The 24,618-nt window shown below is 62.4% G+C and carries 18 protein-coding genes and 2 pseudogenes; 10 read left to right on the top strand and 10 right to left on the bottom strand.

Going from position 1 to position 24,618, the window contains the following annotated elements:
* Entirely contained in the window at positions 1–759 is a 759-nt protein-coding gene (locus tag K410_RS37720; protein WP_049820484.1) for a metallophosphoesterase family protein, read from the bottom strand.
* Positions 714–1,775 (bottom strand): DUF3987 domain-containing protein, encoded by a 1,062-nt coding sequence (locus K410_RS37725; protein ID WP_080654952.1) that lies wholly within the window; start codon positions 1,773–1,775, stop codon positions 714–716. Before K410_RS37725 ends, K410_RS37720 begins: the two co-directional genes overlap by 46 nt.
* A 2,113-nt stretch (positions 1,776–3,888) precedes the next feature.
* Between K410_RS37725 and K410_RS0134725 the strand changes: the two are divergent.
* A pseudogene (locus K410_RS0134725) lies at positions 3,889–5,235 on the top strand (IS5 family transposase).
* Between the two features lie 97 nt (positions 5,236–5,332).
* Here the strand turns inward: K410_RS0134725 and K410_RS0134730 are convergent.
* Positions 5,333–6,100, bottom strand: coding sequence for a FadR/GntR family transcriptional regulator (locus K410_RS0134730; protein WP_024343210.1), 768 nt, complete (start codon positions 6,098–6,100; stop codon positions 5,333–5,335).
* Between the two features lie 173 nt (positions 6,101–6,273).
* Between K410_RS0134730 and K410_RS0134735 the strand changes: the two are divergent.
* Positions 6,274–7,009 (top strand): annotated as a pseudogene (locus K410_RS0134735) (SDR family NAD(P)-dependent oxidoreductase).
* A 41-nt stretch (positions 7,010–7,050) separates the two neighbouring features.
* On the opposite strand, the gene K410_RS0134740 reads toward K410_RS0134735, so the two are convergent.
* The 4 genes from K410_RS0134740 to K410_RS0134755 all read right to left on the bottom strand — a co-directional run bounded on the left by K410_RS0134740 (position 7,051) and on the right by K410_RS0134755 (position 12,640).
* Positions 7,051–8,694 (bottom strand): acetate--CoA ligase, encoded by a 1,644-nt coding sequence (locus K410_RS0134740; RefSeq protein WP_024343211.1) that lies wholly within the window; start codon positions 8,692–8,694, stop codon positions 7,051–7,053.
* Between the two features lie 45 nt (positions 8,695–8,739).
* Positions 8,740–9,939, bottom strand: coding sequence for an acyl-CoA dehydrogenase family protein (locus K410_RS0134745; RefSeq protein ID WP_245265987.1), 1,200 nt, complete (start codon positions 9,937–9,939; stop codon positions 8,740–8,742).
* Positions 9,936–10,913 (bottom strand): phosphotransferase family protein, encoded by a 978-nt coding sequence (locus K410_RS0134750; protein WP_283805945.1) that lies wholly within the window; start codon positions 10,911–10,913, stop codon positions 9,936–9,938. The genes K410_RS0134745 and K410_RS0134750 overlap by 4 nt, the downstream gene beginning before the upstream one ends.
* A 95-nt stretch (positions 10,914–11,008) precedes the next feature.
* Complete coding sequence (locus K410_RS0134755; protein ID WP_024343214.1) at positions 11,009–12,640, bottom strand: AMP-binding protein; 1,632 nt, start codon at positions 12,638–12,640, stop codon at positions 11,009–11,011.
* Positions 12,641–12,958: 318 nt separating this feature from the next.
* Here K410_RS0134755 and K410_RS0134760 point away from each other — a divergent pair, with 318 nt between their 5' ends.
* From K410_RS0134760 to K410_RS0134775, 4 genes are read left to right on the top strand one after another with little or no spacing between them, the layout of a single operon-like run.
* Entirely contained in the window at positions 12,959–14,131 is a 1,173-nt protein-coding gene (locus K410_RS0134760; RefSeq protein WP_024343215.1) for a CaiB/BaiF CoA transferase family protein, read from the top strand.
* Positions 14,128–14,925, top strand: a complete 798-nt coding sequence (locus tag K410_RS0134765) for a crotonase/enoyl-CoA hydratase family protein (RefSeq protein WP_024343216.1) — start codon at positions 14,128–14,130, stop codon at positions 14,923–14,925. Before K410_RS0134760 ends, K410_RS0134765 begins: the two co-directional genes overlap by 4 nt.
* A 30-nt stretch (positions 14,926–14,955) precedes the next feature.
* Positions 14,956–15,867, top strand: a complete 912-nt coding sequence (locus K410_RS0134770; RefSeq protein WP_024343217.1) for an SMP-30/gluconolactonase/LRE family protein — start codon at positions 14,956–14,958, stop codon at positions 15,865–15,867.
* Positions 15,868–15,892: 25 nt separating this feature from the next.
* The gene (locus K410_RS0134775; protein ID WP_024343218.1) at positions 15,893–17,029 is read left to right on the top strand and encodes an acyl-CoA dehydrogenase family protein; all 1,137 of its coding nucleotides are present in this window, start codon (positions 15,893–15,895) and stop codon (positions 17,027–17,029) included.
* Between the two features lie 38 nt (positions 17,030–17,067).
* Here K410_RS0134775 and K410_RS37730 read toward each other — a convergent pair whose 3' ends face one another.
* A complete protein-coding gene (locus tag K410_RS37730) occupies positions 17,068–18,111 on the bottom strand; it encodes an acyl-CoA dehydrogenase family protein (protein WP_024343219.1) in 1,044 nt (347 codons plus the stop codon).
* Positions 18,112–18,350: 239 nt separating this feature from the next.
* Here K410_RS37730 and K410_RS0134785 point away from each other — a divergent pair, with 239 nt between their 5' ends.
* The 3 genes from K410_RS0134785 to K410_RS0134795 all read left to right on the top strand — a co-directional run bounded on the left by K410_RS0134785 (position 18,351) and on the right by K410_RS0134795 (position 21,641).
* Entirely contained in the window at positions 18,351–19,505 is a 1,155-nt protein-coding gene (locus tag K410_RS0134785; RefSeq protein WP_245269622.1) for an ABC transporter substrate-binding protein, read from the top strand.
* Positions 19,506–19,578: 73 nt separating this feature from the next.
* Positions 19,579–20,388 carry an alpha/beta fold hydrolase gene (locus K410_RS0134790; protein WP_028139103.1) on the top strand — a complete coding sequence of 270 codons (810 nt, stop codon included), beginning with the start codon at positions 19,579–19,581 and terminating at the stop codon, positions 20,386–20,388.
* A 113-nt stretch (positions 20,389–20,501) separates the two neighbouring features.
* On the top strand, positions 20,502–21,641 hold the full coding sequence (locus K410_RS0134795; RefSeq protein WP_029674754.1) for an iron-containing alcohol dehydrogenase: 1,140 nt from the start codon (positions 20,502–20,504) through the stop codon (positions 21,639–21,641).
* 7 nt (positions 21,642–21,648) lie between these two features.
* Here K410_RS0134795 and K410_RS41340 read toward each other — a convergent pair whose 3' ends face one another.
* Both K410_RS41340 and K410_RS37740 read right to left on the bottom strand, forming a co-directional pair.
* The gene (locus K410_RS41340) at positions 21,649–22,458 is read right to left on the bottom strand and encodes an ABC transporter substrate-binding protein (protein WP_080655014.1); all 810 of its coding nucleotides are present in this window, start codon (positions 22,456–22,458) and stop codon (positions 21,649–21,651) included.
* Positions 22,459–22,564: 106 nt separating this feature from the next.
* On the bottom strand, positions 22,565–23,197 hold the full coding sequence (locus K410_RS37740) for a TetR/AcrR family transcriptional regulator (protein ID WP_024343224.1): 633 nt from the start codon (positions 23,195–23,197) through the stop codon (positions 22,565–22,567).
* A 193-nt stretch (positions 23,198–23,390) separates the two neighbouring features.
* Here K410_RS37740 and K410_RS0134810 point away from each other — a divergent pair, with 193 nt between their 5' ends.
* A complete protein-coding gene (locus K410_RS0134810) occupies positions 23,391–24,578 on the top strand; it encodes an ABC transporter substrate-binding protein (protein WP_024343225.1) in 1,188 nt (395 codons plus the stop codon).
* Positions 24,579–24,618 lie beyond the last annotated feature (40 nt).

Here is a 24,618-nt window from a genome sequence, read left to right on the forward strand (position 1 = left end):
TTACACCTTCTCTGCTGCGAGGCGTGCATTGAGATACGCGCCGGCATGCGTGATGACGCCCGCGATGTCGGCATCGATGGCGGCCTTCAATGCAGCGTCGCTCGACTCCGCTCGGATATCGTGGGGCAGCTTGCGGACGAGATCGCCAAGCTCCGACGCGAGCCGCGCCTGAAGGTCAGCATCGCCTCCGGCGCCCTGGATCATCCGCTGCAAATCGCCCAGAGCGTCCTTGCGGGAGGCTGAGGCGTCAGGGCTTGCGGTCGCGATAACGAGGCGCTCGATCCAGGCCGTCTCCTCGCCCAAGCCCAAAGCGGCGGCCCGCGCCTCTGCAAGGAGGCGATCCGCCGACGCGAGCAACTCGCCGTGCAGCTTTGTCTGCCCGGTCAACTCAACCCTGCATGCCAAAAGACGGCCTTGCGCGTTGCGCGCCACGGCGTTCTCGATTGCCGCGCGCACGCGATCGATGGCGTCGGCCGATGCGTTGCAAGAGCCCACCGGCACCGGCAAATGGATCCAGCGCACGCAATCCACGTGGAGCGGCGAGATCGCCTCGACCTGGCCGTCCTCGACCGCGACAGGCGAAGCGCCTTTCGGGCCGCTTTCGCGGATGTGTCGGCCTTGCAGGTTGCCGCAGAAGACGACATGCGGCCGCTCATTGAGAACCGCGGCTTGATGCACATGCGCAAGCGCCCCATAGTCGTAGCCCTTGTTGATCAGATCCTCGATGACGCAGGGCGCATAATTTGCGTGCCCCTGCATCCCGCCCAAAGACGGCTCAAGAGTGCCGACAATCGTTCGACAGGCCCCGGTGCGCGCGGCAACTGGACGCGCGGCTCGACGTCCGGATAGATCCACCACGTTCGTGCAGCCAATCCGTCGTGAGCGTCGCCCAGCAGCGCAGGAAGTCGGCTCGGCTGCGTCGCGCCCAAAATTGAGACCAGAAGCGCCGGAATGAAAACCTTCCCTTCGCTCTTGGTGCGAACGACGTGCGGCTTGCCATCGTAGCCCTTCAGGATGAGGCCGCGCGACCGGAGACCTTGATTTGATGCTCCGAACGCCAACGCACCGCTGAGTTCGTGCGAGAGCATCATGCGGCCATCGATTCCGGTGCGAAGCTCATCCAGCAGGCCGGCACCACTGAACTCCGAGAGAATGATCCCGGGCGCCGCGACGACACCATCTCCATCGGAAGCTTCGTTCTCCATCGGAATGCCTTCGAGCAACAGGCGCCGCGCGACGGTTTCGCGCAGCTTTCGGTCGAATTTCTCCAGGAATTTGTGCTCGGTCCCCTTCAGCATCAACCCGTGCGCTTTCTGCATCTCGTGCTCGATCGCAAGAAGAGGCCGTTCAACCACACTGATCCCCAGCGATTTGCCGACTGACGGCGGCCCGATAAGGCCGGTGAACACCGCCAGGGGCTCTGCATCGCCGTCGAATGTCAGAAGGCGGGCGCGGTTGCCGATCGCGCCCGAGCAGGCGGTCAAGATGGAGCCCGCGACATAGTCGGCGCAGAGCAAGCGGGCCTCCGCAAAATCTACAACCAGCGAACGAAGGTTCGCCGGCAATGACTCAACCGGGAAGCGCGGAGCCGGCGACGTCGTCGGCAACAGAAACGAAGGATCGAAGGTCGGCCACCCGTCGGTGTTGGAGGCATCGGGACGCTCCGCTCCCGATGCCTCCGCCGAGCCAATCATGATGGGGGCATCGGCCCCTAATTCGTGCACGTTAGCCTGGTTGAGTTTCGGCTCCTGCTTGGGCTTAGCTTGTCTGGCCATATGGTTTTTCCGCAATTCTGCGGTCCCTGGTGAGGTCACGCGTCACGCGCCATTCGCGCGACGAACCTCACAGCTACCCGGCGGAAAACCGACCTTACCGGGCAACACCCCGAGATAAGGGCTCCGGCAGGGAAGATTGGTCGAAATTTTCGTGTTGGCCTTCTTTCATCATCGGGGAGCACCGGCCCTGCCAAAATGCCAAAATGTCAAAAGCCGTTAATGCGGAGCTACGGGACTGGTTTTAGGCCTAGTCCCGGCAATTCTGGCATATTGGCATTTTGACAGGTGCATACGTCTTCAAATGATCCGTCTCATGTTCGGATTCATGCTCAAGACAACCGGGCGCGCCCCCCAATCGAAGCTGGATTGACGGCGGCGCTGCCGAAAAGCCAAAATGCCAAAGCTCGATCAGAGCAAAATGGTAACTATCCTGGGTCGTATGACATCCGCGGATTTTACGTAAAGCGCGCTGGGCTGCGCCTGATACTCAAGAGAGGCCCATTTGTGATGCGCCGGCACAGGGCATGCCGCGCGCATCAGCTAGACTTTCCGTTCCGGGTTAATCCGCCGCCTTCAACGCGAGCGCCTCAAGCCGTGCTTTCAGCCATACGCGGCTAGCCTCAACGTCAGTCTGGTCACGACACGCCAAGCGGTTGTCAGCGACGACGCTGACCGCGTTTTCATTCATCACAGTTCAATATTCCACCTGATCAATCTGCAACATGAAGTCGCCGGCGCCCCGGCACGACTGATTTCAATTTGGATTTGCAACACGCTTTCGGAAACCTCATGAAAGCCATATCGCGACCGCGATGGCCCGATTGCAAATCGTGGCGTGGGGCAATCGGCGCAGCGATGCTCTGCCTCGAATACGCTCATCGGCGAAAAAGCAAAAAGACCGGGGTTCGTGCGGATGCAGGCCAGATTCCGCGTCAGTTTGTCCGCAAGTACGTGAATCGGACTCGGCAAGTACCGCCCGGCCAGGTCATCGCTCTGGAAAATGTTCACATTGGCGTCCGAACTAAGAGTTGCGATTTCGGTTACGAAAGCGAAACCGCGATCGATAAGTCGGTAAATGGGGTCGTAGTTGGTGCCAGCGGAGTGAAGGACTGAAGATCATCGTGTTGTCCGCAGCTTTGCGGTCCCTGGTGAGGTCGCGCGCCATTCGCGCGACAAACCTGACAGCTACCTGGCTGCAAACCGATCCTACCGGGCAATACCCTGAGATGAGGCTCAGGCAGGGAAGGAAAGTTACATATTCGCCTTCTTTCATTACAGGCAGCGATCTTCCCCCGACTGCCAAAATGCCAAATCCGCGATAGCGCGGAGGAAACCGGCACTGATCTTGAGCCAGCGTGATCGCCCGTGGCCGACCCTTCGACCGAACTTACGATGGCCTGGTGGCGTGTGGCATGAGGTCGGTTCAGAAGACACCGAACTCTTGCTTCAACTCAGTGCCGACGGTTGCACGGTTCATCTTCGTCGTTCTTGCTTGTCAATTCGGCTGGAAGGAGTCCGGCCATACGCTTGGTCCGTTGAAGAAGCTGGAGAGGTTGAATTTGCCAGAATGCCAGATCGTCCTCACGCAAGGTCGGCGCTTCTTCGGCCGAAGACACCCTTGCTGTCCACGTGTTAACGATAGTGCGGGGAGGGAGCTGACGGAAGTCAACAATAGTCAGCAGATGTAAACGTTGATCCTTGTTGACTCCCGTGGGGGGCACACCTGTGCATCGCTGGATGGCGTCCGCATGGCAAGGACTTTTTCGACGTCTTGGCGACTGATGGTCGGGGTGCGGTCATCGCTCCGGCCTCATCGAAAGCGGATTTCTGTCCGCGGGCCCTAATGGTAGTCCGCGGATCGGGTCCCAGCCACTGTTGTCGCGCTTGATGCGCATGCACAGGTACGGGTTCTCCGATCCTCGGTCTCGACCGGTTGCCATTACGTCGTCGTCCGTGAAGTTCGGCTAAGCGACTGAGCCAGAATCGCATTTGTCTTTGTGGATGTTTTGGGATTGCAGGGTTTTGATGGGTCGAGCATCGGAACCTTGCAATTTCATTTTCAGGATTCCGTCGAATCGCCAGTCATGATTCCTTCGTCGTATCGGAGGTGGCGATGCGACCGAAGAAGCACAGGACGACGGGATCGGGCGATCTGTTCCGGGCCAGGCTGGACCAGATCATCAACATGAAGCACGAGCTGGTTCAGCTCGCCGGCAAGATCGATTGGGACTGGCTCGACGGCGAGATCGCGCCGCTCTACAGCGAGAACGGTCGGCCGGGCATCGCGACCCGCTTCGTGATCGGGCTGCTGCTACTCAAGCACATTTACGGCCTGTCCGATTAGGGGGTGTGCGAGCGTTGGGTCCACGACACGTATTTCCAGTACTTCACCGGCGAAGAATTCTTCCAGCACGCGTTCCCGCACGAGCGCTCGGACCTGAGCCATTGGCGCAAGCGGCTCGGCGACAAGCTGGAGCTGTTGCTGGCCGAGAGCTTGCGGGTGGCGCACGAGGCCGGCGCGTTACGCAGCCAGGACCTCAAGCGTGTCACGGTCGATACCACCGTGCAGCCGAAGGCGATCACCTTCCCGACCGACGCCAAGCTGCTGCACGCAGCGATCAAGGGGCTCAACCGCCTGGCGAGGAAGCACGGGGTCAGGCTGCGGCAGTCCTATCTTCGCATTGCCAGGACCGCGGCCATGATGGCGGGGCGCTACGCCCATGCCAAGCAATTCAAGCGGCATCACCGGCAGTTGCGCATTCTGCGCAGCCGGCTGGGCCGGATCATCCGCGATATCCGCCGCAAAATCGAAGGTCAGGCTGCGCTCGAGAACGCGCTCGCCCTCCCGCTCAGCCGGGCTTCGCAGATCCGCTCGCAGCAGCAGCGCCAGCGCGGCTGGAAGCTCTATTCCTTTCACGCCCCGGAGGTGGAGTGCATCGGCAAGGGCAAAGCAGCCGCGCCTTACGAGTTCGGTGTCAAAGCCTCCATCGTCACCAACAACCGCCGTGCTCCCGGTGGCCTCTTCGTGCTGCACGCCAGGGCTCTGCCCGATAACCCGTACGACGGTCACACCTTGCGCGACGTCATCGACCGCACCGAGACGCTCACCGGCTGCGCGATCGAGCGGGCCTATGTCGACAAGGGATACCGCGGCCACGACGCGCAAAATCCCCGTCGCGTCTTCATTTCGGGTCAAAAACGCGGCGTCTTCGGTATCATCAAGCGCGAGCTGCGCCGCCGCTCCGCTATCGAACCCATCATCGGACACCTGAACACCGATGGTCACCTCGGCCGCTGCTACCTCAAAGGCCGCGCCGGCGATGCCGCCAACGTCATCCTCTCCGCCGTCGGCCACAACTTCCGCCGCATCCTCGCCTGGCTCAGGGCTCTTTGGTGCCTAATCCTGCGCGCCCTCATCGCTGCAATCAGCGACCGCTCATCGCTGCAATCGGCTTCTTAACGGACGACAGGAGAATGGCGGAATGCGCTTCGCTGATCGGCGCTGCGAAGTGGGTGGACGCTAAGCGGATTACGTCACCTGCGGTCTTCCGCACATTTCAGGCGGTCGGCCCAATCGGCATCGGCCAGACAACCGGTGACTCAATATCGAAATTGGCGAGTTCGTAACCGCGCCTGAAATCGACGATATGCTTGTCCATCCAGGAGCGCGCCTCCTTCCCGTCACGCTCAGTCAGCGCATTGAGTATCTTCTCATGCGCAAACACCAGACGCTCGCCGGCATTCAGGCGGGAGAAAACCCGAAGGAAGGCCGGGTAGAACAGCTGACTCATGGGCTGGCGGCTGAGCTGGAGCGCGCGATTTCGCGAGGCCCGGGCAATGATCTGATGAAATTCGATATCAAGGTCGACCAGGCCCTGCTTGTCTTCAAGCGCCGCCTTGGTGTTCTCGACATTGGTCCGGAGCGCCTCAAGCATATCGTTGTCGATTCGTGTCGCGGCGCATTCGGCCAGCACGGGCTCGAGACAGCGCATGCTTTCCCACAACTCGAAGAAGCTGATCTCATGCAGGACGATCGCCGCCGTGACCCTCTGCGAGATATCGGCCTCGCGCGGCGCGGTGACGTAAAGAAGCTTGCCGCCGTCGTGACGACGAACCAGGCCATTCTGCTCCAATACCCGTATCGCTTCTCGAATGGTCGAACGGTGAACATCGAACGCCTCGGCCAATGCCGTCTCAGAAGGCACGCGGTAGCCGACTGCCCATTGGCCGGACATGACCCTGGCCTCAATGGTGCGTACCACCAATCGGTATGCCGGTTCGTTTCGCTCGCGCGATGAAGCATTCAGATCGTCAACTAGCGCCATTTTTAGTCCGACAAATTGGTATGCTACACAGTACCGCGGTGCAGAAAAATATCAACAATAGACAGAATCTTCTGGTTGATTGTGCGATCGATTTGACAACTTGCGACGATAACCCACATTATTGTCCGACAATAATCGCCGTTTTAGATGACCCTACCGCGGAGGTTGGAACCTTGGACGATATTGATTTCGCGCGAAAATCGGTGCTGGTGGTCGGTGGATCGAGCGGTATCGGCAATGCGATTGCGCAGGGATTTCGTTTGCGCGGCGCCGATGTCCACGTCTGGGGAACCCGGCAATCGGCGTCCGACTATGCCGCGGAGCAAGGTTGCGACCTCACCGGTGCACTATTCCCAGGTGAATGTCAGCGATTTCGATGCCATCGAATCGTTGCAGCCAGCCTTCCCGAATCTTGACGTGCTCGTCCTGTCACAGGGAATCGTGCTGTACGGTCGGCGCGAGTTCGAAATGCAGGGGTTTCGTCAAATCATCGATGTGAACCTCAACAGCCTGATGGCGTGCAGCCTCAAATTCCACGAGATGCTGAGAGCCAGCCGAGGGTCGATCATCATTCTCAGTTCGATGGCAGGGTTTCGCTCGACCAAAGGCAACCCGGCCTACAACGCCTCGAAAGCGGGCGCCGTTGGCCTCACGCGTACGTTGGGAGAGGCTTGGGCGGAGGACGGGATCAGGGTCAACGGCATCGCACCCGGCTTAGTCGCCACCAAGCTCACCAAGGTGACGACCGATCGTCCAAAGCGACGAGAGGCGACCGAGCACCGCGTCCCGTTGAAACGGCTCGGACAGCCGGAGGATATGGTCGGCACCGCCCTGTTCCTGGCATCTCCGTTGTCGAGCTACATGGTCGGACAGACGCTCATCGTGGACGGCGGCATCACGCTGGCCTGAACCGCCGTCCAGCCGGAGCATGATTCGCAAAGTGTCACGCTTCAGGTGCGTCGCGCGAACTCGCGGTCGCGCAACTCGCGGCGCCGGATCTTGCCCGTGATTGTCATGGGAAGTTCGCTCACATACTCGATCGCGCGCGGATACTTGTATGGTGCGGTCACCGACTTGACATGATCTTGCAGCGCTCTCGTCAGATCGGGCGATGGCTCACCTCCCTGGCGTAGCACGACGAATGCCTTCACGATTTCGCCGCGCTCGGGATCGGGGCTGGCGACGACGGCGCACGACTGCACCAGTGGATGTTCCGCCAGGGCATTTTCGACCTCGATCGGACCGATGCGATAGCCTGCCGAATTGATGACGTCGTCGGACCGCCCGCGATACCAGAGATAGCCTTCGGCGTCCTTCTCCGCCCGGTCGCTGGTGAGATACCAGCGCCCGTCAGGACCGTCGACGAAACACGCGGCCGTCTTGTCCGGCTCCTTCCAGTAGCCGAGCATGAGCTGCGGATTGGGCACCTTGAGCGCGAGGTCGCCTTCCTGGCCGGGCGGCAGACGGTTTCCACCGGCGTCGATCACGTCCAGATCGCTTCCGGGTGAAGGACGGCCCATCGAGCCGTATCGCACATCCTCTCCGGGGTAGTTCAACGCCACCATCAGGGCTTCGGTCTGCCCATAGGCCTCATCGATCCGGATGCCGGTCACCTCCTGCCATCGTTCGGCAACCACGGGGTTCATGGCTTCGCCTGCGGTGACGACGCGGCGCAGCCTTCCCATGTCCGCTCTGGTGCCGACCTCGGCAACGACGCGCGACAATTCCGTGCTGGCGGCGCAGTACACGGTGACGCCGTGCCGACGCAACAAGCCAAGCCGTTCGCTCGGAACGAACGGCCCATCGTAAAAGAACGCGCAGGCGCCGCAGCTCAGCGGCCCGAAAATGATGCTCGTTCCGGCTTTGCTCCATCCGGTATCGGCGGTGCACCAGATCACTTCGCCCGGACGCAGATCCAGCCAGTAGATCGCCGAAACGCGCCACGCATAGATGGCGCGGGACGCGTGCACCACGGCCTTCGGATGCCCCGTCGAACCCGAGGTGTAGTACATGATGGCCGGATCGTCGGCACGGACCACCGCAGGGCTGAGCTGTTCCGACGCTTTCGCCAGCTCACCGTTCCAATCCAGCCAGCTTTCAGCTTCGCCGAGAGCGATGCGAACGGGAATGGCATCTTGAACCGATGCAAACTTGGCGGTGTGTTCGGCGCGGCAGATCGCTGCGCTCGCCTCGGCGTTGGAAACCCGGTACTCGATGTCGCGCGCGGTCAGCATCTCGATGCAGGGGATCGGGACGGCACCGATCTTCATGATCCCGATCAGGGCGATGAACCATTCAGGCAGGCGCGGCAGCATGACGATGACGCGATCGCCCTTCTTGATGCCCCGGGATCGCAGCACGTCGGCCAGTTTGTTTGAGAGTCGCGACAGGTCGGAATAGCTGTATCGTTGCGTGCTGCCTGCCGCGTCCTGCCAGATCAGCGCCGGACCGTCCTGCTCCCGAGCGCGACGATCGATCACGTCCGCGCCGAAGTTGAACGTCTCCGGTACCCGCCAATCGAACCCGGCGCGGAGCGCATCGTAGTTCTCGGCTGTTTCCCCGCTCACCTCGTTGAACGACCAGACGTCCCGCATCTCATCCTCCCGTCATGCACGGCTTGTTCGAGCTTGCCATCCGGATCACTTCCCCACGATCCGGCGTCCGATTGCCCAGCGATGCACCTCGGAGGGGCCGTCATAGATGCGGAACGCGCGCACGTCGCGATAGAACCGCTCGACCACCGTATCGCGCGTCGTGCCGAGGCCGCCGAGGATCTGCAGCGAGCGGTCGGCGACGCGGGCGATCGCCTCGGAGCATATCACCTTGGCCATCGAGCTCTCCGTCGAGGCGCGCTCGCCCTTGTCGAGAAGCCATGCCGTATGCCAGATCGTCAACTGAACCTGGTGGATGTCCATCGCATTGTCGGCAAGCATGAACGATACGCCTTCATGCTGGCCGATCGGATGACCGAAAGCCGTGCGGCGACGCGCGAATTCGGTTGCGATCTCATGGGCCCGGATCGCCGAGCCGAGCCAGCGCATGCAATGCGTCAGCCGCGCCGGCGCAAGCCTTACCTGGGCATGGCGGAAGCCTTGCCCAATCTCGCCCAGCACGGCATCGGCCGGCACGCGGAGTCCGTTGAAGCGAACCACGGCGTGGCCGCCGACGAAGCTGGAATCGATGGTGTCGAGCGTCCGCTCGATCGTGATGGCGGGATCCGACATGTCGGCGAGAAACATGGTCGCCGCGCCGTCCAGCCCCTCACCGGTCGCACGCGCCATGATGATCGCGAAGGCGGCCCCCTCGGCGCCCGTGATCAGCCATTTCTCGCCGTCGATGATCCAGCTGTTGCCTTCACGCCGCGCGGTGGTCTGCATCTGGGCCGGATCGGAGCCTGCGCCGGGAGCCGGCTCCGTCATGCAGAAGCAGGAGCGCACCTCTCCCGTCGCGAGCGGCTTCAGATAGCGTTCGCGTTGATCCGGCCGTGCGACCACGTCGAGCAGATGGATATTGCCCTCATCGGGCGCCGCGCAATGCAGCGCCACCGGCCCCAGCATCGAATAGCCGGCGGCCGTGAACACCGCCGAACGACCGATATGCGACAGCTTCTGGCCGCCATACTCGGCCGGCGCATGCAACGCCAAGACGCCGGCCTTGCGCGCGAGCGCGTTGAGCTCACGCCGCAGCTCGTCGGTCGGCCCATGCGACGTCCAGCGCTTGTCCTTCTCGAACGGAATCACCTGATCGACGACGAAGGCTTTCACGCGATCGGCGAGTTCGGTGACGTGCGCAGGCAGGGAGAAGTTCATGTCGAGCTGGTTGACCATCGGTTTCCTCATTCAGAGCCGCCCGTCGCGTCACGCGCAACGAGAAGAATGTCTTCGCCCAGGCGAGCGAATTCGACGTAGCGATCGTCCTTCACCGCACCGTTGATCCATTGCCGATGCAATTGTAGGAACACGACGCCAAGCTTGAACAGTGCCAGCACACGCAGCGCTGGCAGATCGTCGATATCCTCGCCGGTGAGCGCCGCGTAGCGCCGCGCGACCTCGCTGCGCCGCCAGAAGCCCGGATGGGCCGTGGGCATCTGCCCGAGCCGCTGCAACGCCGGCGGATCGTCGGGCTGGGCCCAGTAGCTCAACAGGGTTGCCAGGTCGAACAAGGGATCGCCCCGCGTGCCCATGTCCCAGTCGACAAGCGCGACCGGTACCAGAGCTTGCGGATCGAGGATCAGATTGTCGAGCTTGAAGTCGCAATGCAGCAGGGTCGGAGACCGTTCGCGGAATAACTGCCGGGAGAGCCAATGCGACACGTCCTGCAGCAGCGCCTTCAGCGCCGCGTTGTCGGTGACCAGCGCGCCGCGTCTGGACCATCCCGCGATGGCACGTCCGATGAATCCGTCGGGACGGCCGAGGTCGTCGAGACCGATCTTGCGGCAATCCACCCGATACAGGGCCGCCAGCGTCTCGACCATCATCGCGGAAAGTTTGCCGGGTGCATCGGTGCGATCATTCAAGGGCGACAGGTCGGCACCACGGATGACCAGGCCCGGCCGGTATTCGATCAATTGAAATGAAACGCCGATGACGCTGCAGTCGTCGCAATAGTGCAGCGCGCGCGCCACGAATGGAAGCGCGTCCGCAAGCCGCGACAGGATGCGGTGCTCGCGCGCCATGTCGTGGGCGCCGGGCGGCAGATCGCCGTCGGGCGGCCGGCGCAACACCGCGGGCTTGCCGTTCACGACCATCAGATAGTTGCGATTGGCGAGGCCGCCGGCAAACTGCCGGATCGGTCGCTCGAGATCGACGCGCATGCCGTTGGTCTTCAAATAGCCGGACAGCCTGCCCCAGTCGCAGGGCACGGTTTCCTCGAGCGGCAGAAACTTCGAAGCGTCTCCCGGTTCCGCGCTCAACTCGAACCACCCATTTTGCGAATTTCGCGCTCGCGCAGCTCGCGCCGCAAGATTTTGCCGTTGGCGCTGAGAGGTAGGGCATCGACGATCTCGATGTCACGCGGCGCCTCGTGTTTGGCGAGCCGCGTCTTGACCAGCGTCCGTATGCTCTCCTTGATGTCGTCGGATGGCACGACGCTGCGCGACAGCACGATGAAGGCCTTGATCGACTCGTTTCGGACCGGATCGGGCACGCCGATCACCGCGGCCATCGCGACATCGGGATGCTTGATCAATACGTCTTCGATCTCTCCCGGACCGATCCGGTACCCCGAACTGGAAATGATATCGTCGGCTCGGGCATGGAACCAGAAATAGCCTTCCTCGTCGCACGTCCCGAGGTCACCGGTGATCATCCAGTCGCTGATGAACTTGGCTGCCGTCGCCTTGGCGTCACGCCAATATTCGAGCAGCATCAGGGGGTCCGGCCTGCGAAACGCGATATTGCCAATCGTGCCCGGCGCAACCTCCTGGCCGGAATCATCCACGACCGCGCAGACGTGCCCGGGCATCGCCCGCCCCAGCGCGCCGGCCTTGAACGGCATGACGCGCCCGTTATTGCCGATCGTCGAGTTGCACTCGGTCTGACCGAACACGACGTTGACGTTCACCTTCAATGCATCCTGTGCCCACCTCACCAGTTCGGCGCCGACCGCCTCGCTTCCGCTCACGACCGACCTCAGATCCAGGGCCTCGGGCAATCGCCCGACCTGACGCAGCATCTTCAGCATTGTCGGCGTCAGCAGCGAATTGCGCACCCGATGCTTCACCATCATGGCCACGGCCTGCTCGGGATCGAAGCTGGACGCCCGAAATGCCAGCACCGGCTTGCCGTGAAACCACGCCGGCATCAGGATGTTCATGAAGCCTGCCAGCCAGGACCAATCCGCCGGCGACCAGAACAAGTCGCCTGGCTGCGGAAAGAAATCATGGCAGAACTCGATGCTCGGCATGACGCCGATCATCGCGCGGTGCGCCTTGAGCACGCCCTTGGCCGGCCCGGTCGTCCCTGACGTGAAGTTCATGAACGCCGGATCCGCCGACGATGTGCCGATATTTAAGAAGTGATCGCTGGCGCGCGCAATGGCGGCGTAAAAATCGGAGGCGCCGTCGCTGACGCCGTCGACGATCAGAACGTGCTGGAGATGCGGCAGCCGGTCCCGGATCGGCGCGACGACGGACCATCCTGCCTTGTCGGTGACGAGCACGCGCGCATCGCTAATGCCGAGCCGGTGCTCAACGGCCTCGACCCCGAACAATCGGGAGATGGTCACCGAGACCAGGCCGGCCTTCCAGCAAGCGACATGGGTAATTCCGGCTTCAGGATCCTGCCCGAGCAGAATCGCGACGAAACTGCCGCGCGCTAATCCGTAATGCGAAAAAACATTGGCGAGCCGGTTGGCGGAGCGTTGGATATCGCGGAAGGTGTAATGTCTGACGTCGCCGGTGCCGCGGTCGTGGATCAGAGCCACCGCATCGCCGCCAGCGTGGCGGTCGCACACATCGGACGCGATGTTGTAGGCTTTGGGGATATTCCAGCGAAACGACCGGTATGTCTCATCATAACTGTCCGAACGCGTGATGAGCATTGTGCCTCCCAAACCGCGCCTCGCCGTGAGTTCAACGTGGCGGAGATCATTATTGTCGGACTGAAACTAGCGCCACAATATCGAGTTTGGCAACCGGCAGGCTCGTATGTTTTCACATTTCAGTGTTCCAGGAAATAACTCACAACTATACATTAACTATTTGATCCAAAGACACAATGTGGACTTCCACCGGTTCAACGCGCTGCCCTCGAAGCCTATTGACGCGAACCGAATGCAGCGCTTTTCTGTCGGGCAATAAAATCATAAGCCGGTCGACAGGCCTTGAGTGTCCGCGACCGCATCCTTCGGAGGACGTCCATGGGGCCGTTGACGGGCTTACGCGTCGTGGAGATGGCGGGCATCGGACCCGCGCCGTTCTGCGCCATGCTGCTCGCCGACATGGGTGCCGAGGTCGTGCGGGTCGATCGCGTCGCGCGCGCCGATCTCGGCCTCGATCTCGGCAAGGAGCCGCGCTTCGACGTGCTTCGTCGCGGCCGCAAATCGATCGCGCTCGATCTCAAGAAGCCCGAAGCCGTTGCCGCGACGATGCGCCTGATCGCGCAGGCGGATGTCGTGATCGAAGGGTTCAGGCCCGGCACGATGGAAAGGTTGGGCCTCGGTCCTGAGCCATGCCTCGCCGCCAACCCCAAACTCGTCTATGGCCGCATGACCGGTTTCGGTCAGGAGGGCCCCGAAGCGTCGCGGGCCGGTCACGACATCAACTACATCGCGTTGTCCGGCGTGCTGAGCGCAATCGGACGACAGGGCTCCGCGCCCGTTCCGCCTCTGAACCTGGTCGGCGATTTCGGCGGCGGCGCCATGTTTCTGGCCTTCGGCGTACTCGCGGCCCTCTACGAGCGCGGACGCTCGGGCAAGGGCCAGGTGGTCGACGCGGCGATGGTGGATGGATCGGCGTATCTGGCGACCGCCATTCACGGTATGGCCGCGCTGGGGTTATGGCAGCAGGAACGCGGCACCAACATCCTGGATTCCGGCGCGCCTTGGTATGACACCTACGCGACCTCGGACGACAAGTTCGTCTCGATCGGCCCGGTCGAACACCGCTTTTTTCAGGAATTGCTCGCGCGTTTGAAGATCGATCCGGCGACGTTTCCGGAACAGTTCGACCGCTTGCGCTGGCCCGAGATGCGTCAGCGCTTCGCCGAGATATTTCGCGCCAGGACCCGCGATGAATGGTGCGAGTTCATGGAAGGCAGTGATGCGTGCTTCGCTCCGGTCCTGACGTTCAACGAGGCGCCGCAACACCCGCACAACCGGATGCGCGGCACTTTCGTCGAGATCGCCGGCGTCACCCAGCCCGGACCCGCGCCCCGCTTCAGCCGGACAGCGCCGGCCGTTCCGCACCCGCCTCCCGTCATCGGCGCGAATGCACAGGAGGTTCTGCGCGACTGGGGCTTTTCGCCGCGTGAACTCGACGACCTCTACACCACGGGCGCGCTTTCTCGCCCCAATGATGAAGTGACGCAATGACCGAACACATCAAGATCACCGAACAGGACGGGGTGCTGACGCTCGAGCTCAACCGTCCCGATCTCCGCAACGCGATATCGGACGAGATGATCGAGACCATCGTCGCGACATGCGACCGGATCAACCGCGACATGAGCGTGGGGTGCATGGTGATCACGGGCGCCGGCGACGGGTTTTGCTCGGGCGGCGACCTTAAAGACATGGTGACGCGCACGGGCCATTTCGCCGGGCCGCCGTTCCATGCACGGCGCGTCTATCTTCACGGCATCCAGCAAATCCCGCTCGCGCTCTATCATTGCCAGGTGCCGACGATTGCCGCGGTGAACGGTTCAGCCGTCGGTGCAGGCTGCGATCTCGCCTTGATGTGCGATCTGCGCATCGCGTCCGAGAAAGCGTCTTTTGCCGAGAGCTTTCTCCGCGTCGGCCTGATCTCGGGCGACGGCGGCGCCTGGTTCCTGCCGCGGCGGGTCGGATTGGCGAAGGCTTGCCGCATGACTTACACCGGAGAGTTCGTCAAGCCCGACACGGCCCTTCAATGGGGCCTCGTCGAGGAGGTCGTACCGCACGAACAGCTGATGGAGCGCGCACGCGCGCTGGCGACGCAGATCGCAGCGCAGCCGCCGCAAGCGCTGCGAATGACCAAACAGCTGTTGCGTCGATCGCTCGACATGACATTGCCGGACAGCCTGGAACTGGCAGCCGCGATGCAGGCGATCTCGCTCGAAACGTCCGATCACCGCGAAGCGTTCACCGCCTTCAAGGAGAAGCGAAAGCCCAACTTCACCGGCAATTGAGCCGGCGTTTTCAAGCCAGAGGCCGCCACGATGTTTTCAGCACCTACGATCCAGACAACGGTTTTTGCCAGGCTTCCGGAAAAATATCATCTGACCGGCCGCCAGACGCCGTGGCTGAAACTGCAACGTCGCGGCGAGAATCTGCATTCGTTCCTGGAGGGCCCGAGTTTCGATCGCGACGGAAACCTCTACGTCGTCGATGTCCCGTTCGGCCGCATCTTTCGCATTTCTCCGACCGGCACGTTCGATCTGGTCGCCGAATATGACGGCGAGCCCAACGGTCTGAAGATTCACCGCGACGGCCGCATCTTCATTGCCGATCACAAGCAGGGCATCCTGCTGCTCGACCCTGCGCGCGGCGCCGTCTCGCCGATCGTCCATCGCGATCAGATCGACGGTTTCAAAGGCCCCAACGACCTGGTGTTTGCCGGCAATGGCGACCTCTACTTCACCGACCAGGGCCAAACCGGACTGCAGGATCCGAGCGGGCGGGTTTTCAGGCTGAGCGCCGCCGGAAAACTCGAAAAGCTTCTCGAGGGAATACCGAGCCCGAACGGGATCGTACTCGACGCAAAGGAGACCACCGTCTTCGTGGCGGTCACGCGTGGCAATTGCATCTGGCGCGCGCCGATGCTGCTCGACGGCTCGGTTTCGAAGGTCGGCATCTTCATCCAGATGAGCGGCGGTGTCGGGCCGGACGGAATGGCGATGGATGACGATGGCAACCTTGCGGTCTGCCATCCGGGAATGGGCGCGACCTGGCTGTTCTCTGCGGCCGGCGAACCGCTGTACCGCATTCGATCGTGCACGGATAATTTCCCGACCAACTGCGCGTATGGCGGCCCCGATCGCAAGTCCCTCTTTATCGTCGAGTCTCATTCCGGCGCGATTCTGCGCGCAGAGATGCCGACGGCGGGACGCAAGATGTTTTCCCACGTCTAGGCCGAACCGTCAGACAGAGAGCCCGATGAGCGGAATCCCACCCTTCACCCCACATGAGTTGCCGGAGACCTCCCGCCACAAGCGGGCCGAGGTTCGCGAATTCCTGATGCAGCAGCAGGCATCCGGGACTGAGTTTCGCTCGAATTCCTGGACGCGGGTCGATCGCGCCTTCAGCGAACAGTGCGGTAGCCGCGGCTATATCGGGGCGACCTGGCCGAAGAAACATGGCGGCCAGGATCTATCGCCCGTGGAGCAGTTCGTCATCATCGAGGAGATGCTGGCGGCCGGCGCGCCGGTCGGCGGCCACTGGCTCGCGGACCGGCAGAGCGGGCCCCAGATCATCCGCTTCGGCAGCGAGCGGGCCAAGCGGGACATCCTTCCGGAGATCGTCGCGGGGCGCTGCTGCTTTGCCATCGGGATGAGCGAACCCAATTCCGGCTCCGATCTCGCAAGCGTCCGCACCCGGGCAACGCGCGAGCAAGGCGGCTGGCGTATCGAGGGCCGCAAGATCTGGACCACGAATGCTCACAATGCCCAGTACATGACGGTGCTGTGCCGCACCGAGGCCGGCGCGCAACGGCATGCCGGGCTGTCGCAGATGATCGTCGCGTTGCCGGACCCCGCGGCTTCGATTTCTCCAATCCTCAATCTGGCGGATGAGCGCGAATTCAACGAAGTCGCCTTTGACGGCTGCTTCGTGCCCGACGATATGGTGCTCGGCGAGCCCGGCGAAGGCTGGAAGATCGTCACCAGCGAGTTGGCGCTCGAACGCAGCGGGCCCGATCGTTTCATGTCGACGGTGCCGTTGCTACGTGAAGCGAGCGCGCTCCCGGTGTCCGGCGAAGCCGAAGTGCAGCGGACCATCGGGCGGGCCATCGCCCATCTCGTCACCTTGCGCGGCATGTCGATGTCCGTCAGCGGCATGATCGGCGAAGGACAGTCGCCCAATCTGCAGGCGGCGGTGGTGAAGGATCTCGGTGCGGTCCTCGAGCAGGAGATCGTCGAGATCGCCCGCGACCTCATCGAGGAGAAGGCATCAGCGGTGGACGATAGGCTCATCCGCCATTTCACCCGTACGACGCTCGAGGCCCCCTCCTTCAGCCTGCGTGGCGGCACCCGCGAAATCCTGCGCGGCATCATCGGCAAGGCCCTGACGCCCTGAGCGCAGCGCGTTCGGGCCACGCATCGATTCCGGTTATCTCAGGCAGCGACCACGGCCCAGAGGTCGCCGTTCTCGCGCGCTCGCGCGCCCAACCATCCGTGCCAGTGACTTTCGCTGCCGTCCTCGCTGCGCCAGGACCAAAGCCGCTTGGTCATCGGCCCGAGGCCATATTCCTGGGTGAAGCCCATGGCGCCGTGGACCTGATGCGCCGATGCGGCAACGAGCGTGGCGGCATCGCTTGCGCGCGCCTTGGCAACCGCCGCCATGAACGCAATGCGCGCGAGATCGGATTCGACTGCGGCGATATCGACCGCCGACCGCGCCGCGGCGACCTGCGTTGCCATCACCGCCAGCGTTTGCTGGATGACCTGGAAACTTGCCAGCGAGCGGCCGAACTGGTGGCGCTCCGAAGTGTAGGTCACGCTCAGCTGGAGCACGCGCTCCATCGCGCCCACCATCGAGGCCGCGCGCAGCAGGGCCATCCTGGCCAGGATCGTCGATGCCGTGAGGTCGGGCGGGAGATCGTGCCAGACCGTCGTCTCGGCATCGCAGATCGAGAGATCGACGCGGTCGCGGGGTTCGCCGGCCATGTTGATGTCGTGGGCCACCACGATGTTCTCGCCCAGCGGCAACAGCGCGATCCGAAGCGCGGGCCCGTCTGTTGCAAGGACCACCAGATCGGAGCAGCGCGCCCACGGCACGCGATGCGAACGAACCTGGCTGCCAAACCGACCGCATAGAGGAAGCGGCGAGTCCACGCCGAATGCCAGGCTGACCGGATTATCCCGCGGCTCGATGCCGGCGAGGCCGAGCAGCCAATTGCCCAGCATCGGCTCGATGATCGGGAGCGGCAATGCTCCTGCGCCGCACAGCCGCGCCAACTGCGTTGCGCTGTCGAAGCCGAGGCCGATCCCTCCCGCACTCTCCGGAGCAAGGGTCAGGGGCAGTCCGGCCGCCAACACGCTTTCCCAGAGCGCTACCGGAAAGATGCCCTCGCGAAGCGCCGCGTGGCTCGATGCCAGATCGGCGCGCTCGAGCAGGCGTTCGACGGTTGTTTCGATTATCGCACTTGGGGACGACATCTGATCTCTCCACAAAAGTCGCATCATTGTCGGACAAAATAGCCAGCCGGTAAAGCCGCCGCACGCCACAAACTTCGCCTAAGCTGGCAAATTGCTCTGCAAGGGCGGCTGATTGCTTGACAAAGCCACCCATCGTCGGACAATTATTGTCCGACAATTAAAACGACATTTGGGAGGGAATGATGGTGCTCAGAACGGCCGCCATGCTTCTTGGAAGCGTCTTGCTGTTGGCGCCGGCGATGGCTCAGGATAATTCGGTGATCCGGATCGGGGTCATCAACGACCAGTCGGGTCCCTACGCCGACCTTGGCGGTAAGGGCTCGGTGATCGCGGCGCAAATGGCGATCGACGATTTCGGCGGCAAGGTTCGCGGCAAGCCGGTCGAAATGATCTCGGCCGACCATCAAAACAAGCCCGACATCGCCGCCAACATCGTTCGACAATGGTTCGACAATCAGAATGTCGGCCTTGTCGTGGACCTGACCACGACGGCAGTCGCTCTCGCGGTGCGCGAGCTCGCCGAAAGCCGCGACAAGATCCTCATTCCGTCGGCGGGAGCGAGTTCGGACCTGACCGGAAAATACTGCTCGCCCAACCTGATCCACTGGACATTCGACAGCTACGCGCTTGCGAACGTGACCACCAAGGCGCTCATCAAGCAGGGCAGCGACAGCTGGTTCTTCCTGACCGGCGACAACTCCGGCAGCATTGCGCAAGAGCAGGACGCGATGAAGTTCGTCAAGTCGAACGGCGGCACGGTCGTGGGCTCGGTTCGCCATCCGCTCAATACGTCCGACTTCTCATCCTTCCTGCTCCAGGCCCAGGCCTCGAAAGCCAAGGTGATCGGCCTGGCCAATGCGGGCTCCGACACCGTCAATTCGATCAAGCAGGCCGGCGAATTCGGCATCACTCATGCCGGGCAGAAGCTCGCCTCGTTGCTGATGTTCATTTCCGACGTGCATGCGATGGGACTGCAGACGGCGCAGGGCCTCTTGATTTCGACCCCGTTCTACTGGGACGCCAACGACGAAACGCGTGCCTGGAGCCGCCGTTTCATGGCCAAGTTCGGCCGCGCACCAACGATGGCCCAGGCCGGCGTCTACGGCGCCGTGCAGCACTATCTCAAGACTCTTGCGACCACCGACGAAACCTCCGGCCGGGCGATCGTGAAGAAGATGAAGGCGACCCCGGTCAATGATTTCATGGGCCATAACGTCCAGATCCGCGAGGACGGCCGCGTCATGCGCGACATCTACCTCGTACAGGTCAAGACGCCCCAGGAATCCAAGGAGCCCTGGGACTACTACAAGATCCTCGCGACCGTGCCCGCCAACGAAGCCTTCCGCCCGTTGTCCGAGGGTGGCTGTTCGTTCGTCTCCGGCAAGACGAACTGACGTGCAGATGACGGCTGCAGATCGGCAGGCGCCGGCTTGCCGATCTGCGGCGCACTGAATTGGAGTGGCTCAGATGTCCATCGCGATTTCGACCGACGGCGGCAAGATATTCTATCAGGCGAGTTCGCTGGTTGCGCCGTGGCGCGAACCCGCCGGGGTCGTGCTCATGCATCATGGCGTCGCGCTGACCGGCGATGCCTGGTGTGATTGGCAGCCGGCGCTGCTGGCGGCCGGATTCCGGGTGATCCGGCTCGACATGCGCGGTTTCGGTCGATCCGAGCCGACGCCGGAAGGGTATGGCTGGTCATTGCCGAATTTCTTCGCCGATATCGATGTCGTGCTGGCCGCGGAGAATGTCGACACGTTCCACTACGTCGGGGAATCGCTCGGCGGGCTGATCGGGCTCGGCTATGCCGCACGCTATCCGGAGCGGATTCGTTCCTGCGCTCTGCTTTCCACTCCATTTGACGGCAAGCGTATCAAGGCGGTCGATACCTGGCGCGCGACGATCGACAAAGGCGGCATGGCCGCATGGTCGGACGCGCTGATGCCGATGCGCTTTGCCGACGGCGATGTCGATCCGCGCCTCTATGCTTGGGTCCATCGGCTGCAGGCGGAATGCGCGCCGAGCGCCGTGTACGAGCAGGCGGAGTTCATCAAGACCCAGGACCTGTCATCGCAGCTCGACCAGATTCGCGCTCCCGTTCTGATCCTGGCTCCGGACGGCAGCCCCTTCGTCGATCGATCGCTCGCCGCCGACCTGCATGCGCGCCTGAAGACATCTGAAATCCAGTGGTTCCCCGGGCAACGCCACTCGCTGCTGCTGAGCCGCGCGGGCGAATGCGCCTCCGCTTATGTGGACTTCATCAAGCGCCGGCTGTAGCCCGCGAGCAACATCGATCGCGCATACCGCTCACCGATCGCAGCAGGAAGCACGCCATGACCAACTCCAACGCCGCTCATCCTGTCGGGACCGTCGAGGCCGGAGCGTTGGCGATGCTGGCGCAGCCTTCTGTTCACTATGGCGCACATGCCGAGGACAAGGTCGCCGAACTGGCGCAGCTCCGCGGCGTCCAACGTGTGCTGCCGATCGTCACCTCCTCGCTGGCGGAGAACCCGATCGTCAGAGCGTCGATCGATCGACTTGGAGCGGCGGCGCTTCCGATGTTTCGGGACCTGAAGCCCCATACGCCGTTCGATGTCGTGCTGGCGTTGACCGCCGCCATCGAACGTCATGCGCCCGACCTCCTTGTCGTGTTCGGCGGCGGCAGCGCGATCGATGCGGCGAAGATCGCCGGCTTGTCCGTCGCCACGGGCGTGCGAGATCACGAGGCCCTGCTCGGCCTGCGCTCGATACCCGACGCGCTCGGCGTGTCGCAGGCCTCGCCGGCCAAACGCAGCATCCCGATCATCGCGGTGCCGACCACGCTGTCGGCGGCGGAATTCGGCATCATCGGCGGAGCAACGGATACAAGGAGCGGGATCAAGCACCTGTTCAAATCGGACACGCTTGCGCCCGACATCATCGTCTACGACCCCTGGCTCGGCGCAGGCACGCCTTTGGATCTCTGGCTTTCCACCGGCATCCGCTCGGTCGACCACGGTGTTGAAACCGTTCTCTCGCGCGACGCCAACCCGTTCACCGACGCGTTGGCGCTACGTGGTCTGGCACTGCTGCGTGAAGGCCTGAGCGCGGCCCATGCCGATCCAGCCAACATCGAGGCGCGGCACCGCTGCCAGCTTGGCGTCTGGCTGGCGGGATCGGGCATCGGCCGTGTGCGATATGGCGCCAGCCACGGACTCGGTCACCAGCTCGGAGCGATTGCCGGCGTGCCGCATGGCATGACATCCTGTGTCCTGCTGCCCGCCGTGCTCGCGTTCAACGAACCGGTGTCACATGAACGGCAAGCCGAAATCGCCGCGGCTTTCGGCGCCGCCGGCAAATCAGCCACCGATGCCGTTCGTCACTTCATTGCCTCGCTGGGACTACCGACCCAACTGTCGGAGCTCGCGGTCGACGACAGCGCGCTGCCGCGGGTGGCCGAAACCGGCCTCGGCAATGCGTTCGTCAAAGCCAATCTTCGGCCGATCCAATCGGCCGAAGACATCATGATGATCCTGCGCGCAGCGCGTTAGCCGCACCTTACTTCTTCAGCAGGGGACACTCGCTCTCCGACAGTGGCCGCGCGGCGTCCTCGGCGGGAATCGTGGCGACCTGTTCGTAATAGTCCCATGGTCCCTTGGATGCCTTCGGATCCTTGACACGGAACACGTAGAAGTCGCGGAGCACACGCCCGTCCTCGCGGATCCTGCCATTCTTCGTCATGAAATCGTTGATCGGCAGCGACTTCATGGCCTTCATCACGGCAGCCGAATCGGTCGTTCCGGCGGCCTTGATCGCCTTCATGTAATGCAGAACGCTGCCATAGACTCCCGCTGGCACCATGTGCGGCATCACCTTGTTGCGCTCGAAGAAGCGCTTCGACCAGGCGCGGGTTTCGTCGTTCATGTCCCAGTAGAAGGATTCGCTGACCAGCAGTCCCTGCGAGGCATCCAGGCCCAGACCGTGAACGTCCGGCAGCAGGGTCAATAGACCGATCATCTGCTGCTTGGCCGAAACGCCGAACTCCTTGCCGGCCTTAGCGAGACACTTACCTCGGGCTGGGCGACTTCGGGGGCAACTCGGTTGCGCTGGACGCTGCGATTGTGGGCTGCGATAATGGCACCGGCGGCGATCACCGCGCGCACGGCTTCTGCTTGAGCGCGTCGACCGGAGGCTTCGATTTTGCGTCACGATCGCCCTTGAACTCAGCACAGCAAAGCACGTGAGCGGCCGATTATCATCGATCGCGAACCAGACGACGTCCTTTTTCTTGGTCTCGAGGTTCGGCTCGGGCGCGTACTCGGCCAACCTATTGGATGGCCCCAGCATCGGTTTTTCGGCTTCAGTCATCCGCGCCAGCGTGGTGACGACGTGTTGCGGATACCCATGGCAACTGTATGCCAGTATTGCTTTCCGTGTTGGTCAGTCCAGCCAGCGCTTTTTCAATTGCCCTGCTTTACCGAGCCGCAGCGCTGCGAAATACATGGAACATCGCAGCCGTGACTTCGTCCGGAGCGGATGCGCCTGTGTTCGAGAACCACTGCGGAGCCCAATTGAACGCACCAAAGATGGCAAATATGAACATTTTCGGATCGTCCACGCAGATCGTGCCATCTTTGCTGCCTTCTTCGAGAATTTTCCGAACGGTGATCTCAAATTGCTTCTTGAGCGAGCGAAGCTTGCGTCGTGACTGCGCGTTAAGCGAGCGGTCGCTGACCAGAGCCAGGCACACCCCGAACTCGGACAGTATGAGTCTGCCATACATCGTGAAGAACTGTTCGAGGCGGTCGATTGCGGGAAGCTTCGCGTCTTGATCGCGAGACAAGGCCTCATTGAGGTCGACGAGAGCCGTATGCGCCACCTGATAGAGCAGGTCTTCCTTACTCTCGATGTAGTAGTAGATCGTCGGCTTGGTTACATTGAGAGCTTCGGCGATCTGATCGATAGTTGTTTCGTGAAAGCCGCGATCCGCGAACAGAAGTGCTGCCTGTTTAAGGATTAGACGACGCTTGGCCTCGTGCTGCTCCTGGCGCAGGTCGACGCTTTCCCAAACATTGGGACGCTTTCTCCCCACTGGTTTTTTCGTCATCCCTGTACTTCCCCAAGTTGCGGCAGGATGCAGGAAGCGACACACCGTCGCGCCCTGTCTCCAATGCACATTTCTCCGGCTGCGTTCAAGCCGCAGGTCGCAAGCCGCTCCGCGGCTTGACATTTACCTAGAGGTCAGAGATAGCCTACTCCTCAGTAAGATACATCTAAATGACAGGTTTTTGGGAGGTTTTATGCATCGTCGTACATTTTTGCTGAGCTCGGCCGGTGCGGCGCTGTCGGCTTTTGCTCCGGCGACAGGTGTTCTCGCTGCGGATGAGCCGGCTGATTTTCATATCGCCGGTATCCTGGCGTTTTCCGGCGCTTACGGCATCATCGGCAAGGACATGCGGCAGGGCGTCGAACTCGCCATCGCCGATCGCGGCGGCAAGGTGCTCGGCAAGCCGATCCGGGTGTCGTGGGAAGACGACGAGACCAAGCCGCAGCCCGCGGTGCAGAAGGCGACCCGCCTGCTTGCGGGCGGTGCGCAGATGATGTTCGGCGCAGTCGGCTCGGCATCGACGCTGGCGCTGCAGGGCCTGGCCGACCAGCGCAAGATCCCGCTGCTGGTGACCATTTCCGCCGACGACAAGATCACGCGGCCGAACGGTTCGCGCTACACGTTCCGCACCTCGAACACGCTCGGCATGGAAATCCGGATGTGCATCGAGTTCGCGAAGGTGAAGGGGCTGAAGAAGATCTACGGTGTGACCGCCGACTACCAGGCGACCCGCGACGGCTGGGAACTGTTTGCCGCCGAGGCGAAGAAGGCCGGGATCGCGATCGTCGGCAATGACTACGCGCCGCTCGGCAACCGCGACTACTCCGTCATCGTGGACAAGATGGCGAAGTCCGATGCCGACGGCATTGCCGTCATCGTCACCGGCAACGACGCCGTCACCTTCCTCAAGCAGTCCGGCCAAGTCGGTCTCAACAAGAGCAAGACCCAGTTCGGCCCGGTGCTGCAGGACGAGACCCTCGCGGCGGCCGTCGGTCCGGCTGCGGTCGGCGTCTATTCCGGTGTGCGCTATCACTTCACGGTCGATAACCCGGCCAACAAGAAGTTCGTCGAGGCCTATCGCGCCAAGTACAACGAGTGGCCGTCGAGCTTTGCCGGCGAGGCCTATGACGGCATCAGCTGGTGGCTCGATGTCGTCGAATCCACCAAGAGCTGGGACCGCGAGACGTGGGTCGATGCCTTCGCCAAGAGCACCCGCGAGAATTCGCTCGAGGGCAAGAAGGTGATGCGCGGCTGCGATCATCAGGCCGCGCAGGTCGGCCTGTGGGGCGTCGTGACCGAAGGTCAGGCGCCGCTGCCGCCGCTGACCATGAAGATCACCGACGTCTTCGACGCTTCGAAGCTGTTCGACGTCTGCTCGTAAAACGGAGGCGTGTCCCGGCGTCGGGACACGCCTCACCCCC

This window comes from Bradyrhizobium sp. 22, assembly GCF_000482425.1.
Lineage (GTDB): Bacteria > Pseudomonadota > Alphaproteobacteria > Rhizobiales > Xanthobacteraceae > Bradyrhizobium > Bradyrhizobium japonicum_B.